Source organism: Halomonas terrestris (assembly GCF_049166755.1).
In the GTDB taxonomy this organism is placed as follows: domain Bacteria; phylum Pseudomonadota; class Gammaproteobacteria; order Pseudomonadales; family Halomonadaceae; genus Halomonas.
On the sequence record NZ_JBMHFZ010000043.1, the window covers coordinates 1 to 4385 of the forward strand.

Sequence of the window (4385 nt, forward strand, 5' to 3'; positions counted from 1 at the left end):
CGAGGTGAGCCGATCGGCGGCATCGTAGCCGAAGGCCTGGTGCCGGGCTGAGGCCAGCAGGTCGTCGATGCTGGCGACGTTGGCGTCCACCGTGTGGCCGTAGTCGCGCTCCAGGATACCGGGCACGGTGATAGCGTCGACCTGATAGGCCTGATCGAGGGTCCGGGTCTCGGTGAGGCCATTGCCGCGGGTCAGCGATGTCACCGGGCCGAACGGCGCCCGCTCGATCTGGCTGGCCAGTGTAGCGCTGGTACCGCCCGGGTCCGTGGTGGTGACCTGGCTTACCCGGGCGACCTCTAACATCCCCGCCCCTTGAAAAAACCTAGGCGCTTCAATTCTTTCAAATACCTTTTCTTGAAAACAACGACACCTGGAACCATAGATAGCACGTAGCACGCACCAAGATACACCATAAATAAATTGCTCTCATGGACATGCCCTCTCAACTCACGGGAGATATTACTGTCGATCAAGAATGGTGCCATCAACACGATGGCAAAGAGAGTGTATATCACTAAGCCCCCGACTACCTTGGTGGCGCCGCCGACTCTTCCTACGGCAATGAGCATCTTCCCGTACAAACCAAATGCTGGAATTAGCATGACTGAAAATGCTGAAAAGAACAGCAGTGTTGTCAACCATATCATTACTTTAATCTCCACGATCTAGCCATAGGTTTGGAGGAGTAATTTTTTGCCCCATCAGCTCTCCAACACCGACTGACGCCCCCTCAATAATGGCCGCAGTAGTATTCCCCGGTGCTTTACTAATGCCAGGAGAGGCGATGTAACGCCCCACGATCCTGAAACGGTGTGGGCCAACGTACCGCCCTACAGTTACTCCTACAGGCCCTCCTACTGCTCCGCCCATGGCAGCGCCTATTGGTGTCATCGGTCAGCACCTGGGGCCTGCCCAGGTGGTCGACGTGGACCTGGTAGATCGCGTCGTCGGTGAGGTAGGCCAGCGGGGTGCCGTCCAGCCAGACATATTCGGCGAGGGTGGGGCCGTTGTAGCCTAGCTGGCGAGGGTGCAGTCCACGGTGGCATTGCAGATTTCAATTTGGAGGTTTTTTGGGGCCATGTCTTACAAAGAGCACGCCAAAGCAGACGCTTTTCACCAACCCCATTAAAGAGCCTAAGACCAGAAAAAACCAAAACGCAGCATCATATTGCTCAGCAGTTTCATATAGTCCCATCGCCATAGAAAGCCACCTTGCCAACAACCCTGCCACAGCACCAATTCCAGCCCCAATCAAAAAAATAGGAAGAGAAATCAGCGCTGCGATAAAAATAGATTTAATATATTTCATTTTAATTTACCAAGGGCTATTGGAAATAATGGTGCTTGCCAGGTTCCCTGATGTCGCGCCAACGGTTATTAAGACACTAGGATTCTGTGGCGCTTCCACCGCATTAGATATAGCCCATAGACGTTGGCTAAGAGATGCTGATTCCCACCTCCTATTTGCCATGATGGCTGTATAGCCCGACGTTGATGCTCCAATCAGCTGTCCGGTGCCAGCTCCTAAACCTCCCCATAATGCTCCTCGCATGCTAGCGGAGTACACATCATCACAGCTTCCGGTGAGCTGATTTTTAGCCGCTGCCACCCCCGCGCCAATGGCCCCACTGCCTACGGTATTGACGATGATGCTCGTGCGCCAGACCAACCCGCTTGTGATTGTGCCGAGCCCTCCCCCAGCCGCGCCGGTAGCCGTTGACGCAGCGAGCGAACTCCAACTAAAGGCTTCGTCTGAACTCAGCTGAGCTAGCACATTGATACCCCCGCCAATCACTGCTCCATACAGACACCACGGGCAAAGCCCCTCAGGGTCAGTGAAGAATACCGGGTTCGCCTCGGCATACAGATAGAGATTCAGCCCGCCCACCAACCCGATCGGATCGCTGGTCAGGTAGCGTCCGGTCTGCGGGTCGTAGACGCGGTGCCAGTTGTAGTGAAGCCCGGTCTCGGCGTCATGGTACTGACCCGGGAACCTGAGGCTAAACGTCAGGCTGCCGGTGGTGATGGCCTCGCCGAAGGGCCGGTAGTGCGCTTCCCAGGCAATAGCGCCGGTGGCATCGGTCAGCACCTGGGGCGTGCCCAGGTGGTCGACGTGGATGTGGTAGATCTCGCCGTCTGCGAGATAGGCCAGCGGGGTGCCGTCCAGCCAGACATACTCCGCCTGGGTGGCGCCGCTGTCGGCAGCGATCTCCGCCAGCAGTTCGCCGCCCGGGCCGTAGAAGAACCGAGTCGTGGTTCCACCCACGCGCTTCTCGGTGCGCTGGTGGTGGACGTTGTAGGCGTAGGTGGCGATGGTGCCGTCCACGGTGGCCTCGATCAGCCGGTGGTGGCTGTCGTAGACGAAGGTGTCCTGGCCGCGCTGCACGAGGTTGCCGGCAGCGTCATGCTGGTAGCTCTGGCTTTCGGCCTCGAGCAGCCAGTTGTTGCTTCGGTTGACCTGGTAGCTGTGCCGCTGGCCGTCGCTGAGCCGCGCCGTGCGGTTGGCGTTATGGTCGTATTCGAAACCCAGGGCGCCGTAGCCGCCGGTGGCCGAGGTGAGGCGATCGGCGGCGTCATAGCCGAAGGCCTGGTGCCGGGCTGAGGCCAGCAGGTCGTCGATGCTGGCGACGTTGGCATCCACGGTGTGGCCATAGTCCCGGTCCAGGATGCCGGGCACGGTGATGGCGTCGACCTGGTAGGCCTGATCCAGCGTCCGGGTCTCGGTGAGGCCGTTGCCGCGGGTCAGCGATGTCACCGGGCCGAACGGGGCCCGCTCGATCTGGCTGGCCAGTGTGGTGCTGGTACCGTCCTTCTCGGTGGTGACCTGTTCCACCCGGCCAGCGCTGTCGCGCTGGTAGGTCACCACCCGCCCGCTGGGGTAGGTGATGGTGTCGATCTGCCCGGCCCCGTCGTAGCTGTAGCTCAGGGTGTGGGTCTCGCCGTCGACGCTGCGGGTCTCGCGCTTCACCTCGCCGCTGGGGTGGTAGTCGAAGGTGGTAACCCCGGCCCCGTCGGTGACCGAGGTGAGGCGGCCGATGCCGTGCTCGGCACCGGGATTGTCGTAGCCGAGAATGACGTCGGGCTCGGCCGGGTCGTCGGTGGCGATGCGGGTGAGCCGGTTGAGGGCGTCATGGGTGTAGGTGGTGACCTGGCCCAGGGCATCGGTGCGGGTGGCCAGGTTGCCGGCTTCATCATAGGTGAACAGGGTCTCGCCGCTGTCGGGGCTGACCAGCCGGGTCACGTCGCCGAAGCCGTTGTGGTAGTAGCTGGTGCTGCGCAGCCGGTAGTCGCTGACCTGGATGAGGTTGCCGGCGTCGTCGTAGCGCAGGTCGGCGCGACGGCCAAGCGGGTTGGTGACCCGGGTCGGCTGATGAAAGCCGTCGTAGTCGACGCCGTAGGCATCGCCGGCGGGATCTTCCTGGCGGATCAGGTTGGCCACGCGGTCATGATCAAGCTGGGTGGAGTAGCCCAGGGCATTGGTGATGGCCAACAGCCAGCCGTTCTCGCCGTAGCTGCGCTGCTCGCTCCACCGCTCTGCCAGATGTTCGTCCAGCATCCGCGTGGCGATGGGATCGCCCAGATCGTTGAGATCGTGCTCGAGGCGGTGGCCGCTGGCATCGGTGGTGGCCACCCGCCGCTGGGCGTCGTCGTAGTGATGGGTCAGCGTGGCGCCGTTGGGCAGGGTCTCGCCGATCAGCAGGCCGGCGGGGTCGAAGGTGAAGGTGGTGGTGCCTGTCGGGCCGGTGAGGCTGATGAGCCGCTGGCGATCGTCGTAGGCCAGGGTCCAGCTGACGCCGTTGGCGTCGGTGACCGTCTGGGGCCGGCCCTGGGCGTCGTGGCCGGCGAGCTGGGTGACATGGCCCAGGGCGTTGGTGATGGTGGTCAGGTTGCCCTGGCCGTCGTAGCCGAAGGTGGTCAGGTCGGTGACGTCGCTGCGCGGGCCGTCGATGCTGGCCAGCTGCCCGGGCGTGCCATCGACGTCGTCGGGGTGATAGGTGTAGGTCCAGGTGCGCTCGCCGTCGCCGTAGCGCTCGGCCACGCGACGGCTGGTGAGGCGGTAGCGGTCGTCGTAGCCCAGGGTGGTGACCCGTCGCGGCTCGGTGATGGCGATCGGCAGCGCCACCTCGGGGTGCCAGCTGGTGGTCACGGTGCCGCCGTGGGCATTGGGGGCCTGAGTCTCGAGGCCGCGGTCGTTGTGCTGGAAATCCCGGCGCTGGCCCTCCTCGTCGGTGATGCGCGAGACGAGGCCCCGGCTATCGTACTCGAAGGTGCGGATGCCGCCGTCGAAGCCGGTGCAGGGGGCGCCCTCGATGGCCTCGGGCTTGAGTCGGCCATTGTGACGGGCGTAGGTCAGGGTCTGCTCGTGACCCAGGGCGTTGGTGACG

General features: G+C 62.6%; 4 protein-coding genes. All 4 read right to left on the reverse strand.

Annotated features, from left to right (window positions below; all coding sequences use genetic code 11):
- Positions 1-303, reverse strand: a 303-nt coding sequence (locus ACOMD9_RS20945) for a hypothetical protein (protein ID WP_465249819.1), incomplete at its 3' end; no start/stop codon positions are given.
- Positions 297-638 (reverse strand): hypothetical protein, encoded by a 342-nt coding sequence (locus ACOMD9_RS20950; protein WP_421417951.1) that lies wholly within the window; start codon positions 636-638, stop codon positions 297-299. The genes ACOMD9_RS20945 and ACOMD9_RS20950, both read right to left, overlap by 7 nt.
- A 416-nt stretch (positions 639-1054) precedes the next feature.
- Positions 1055-1309: an ABC transporter permease family protein gene (locus ACOMD9_RS20955; protein ID WP_421417952.1), complete on the reverse strand. Its 255-nt coding sequence runs from the start codon at positions 1307-1309 to the stop codon at positions 1055-1057.
- Positions 1310-1315: 6 nt separating this feature from the next.
- The coding region (locus ACOMD9_RS20960) for an RHS repeat-associated core domain-containing protein (protein WP_421417954.1) at positions 1316-4385 on the reverse strand (3070 nt) is incomplete at its 5' end.

Excerpts from the sequence above, each read along its gene's own strand:
- ACOMD9_RS20955 (WP_421417952.1), bottom strand. The coding sequence starts at position 1,309 with ATGAAATATATTAAATCTATTTTTATCGCAGCGCTGATTTCTCTTCCT.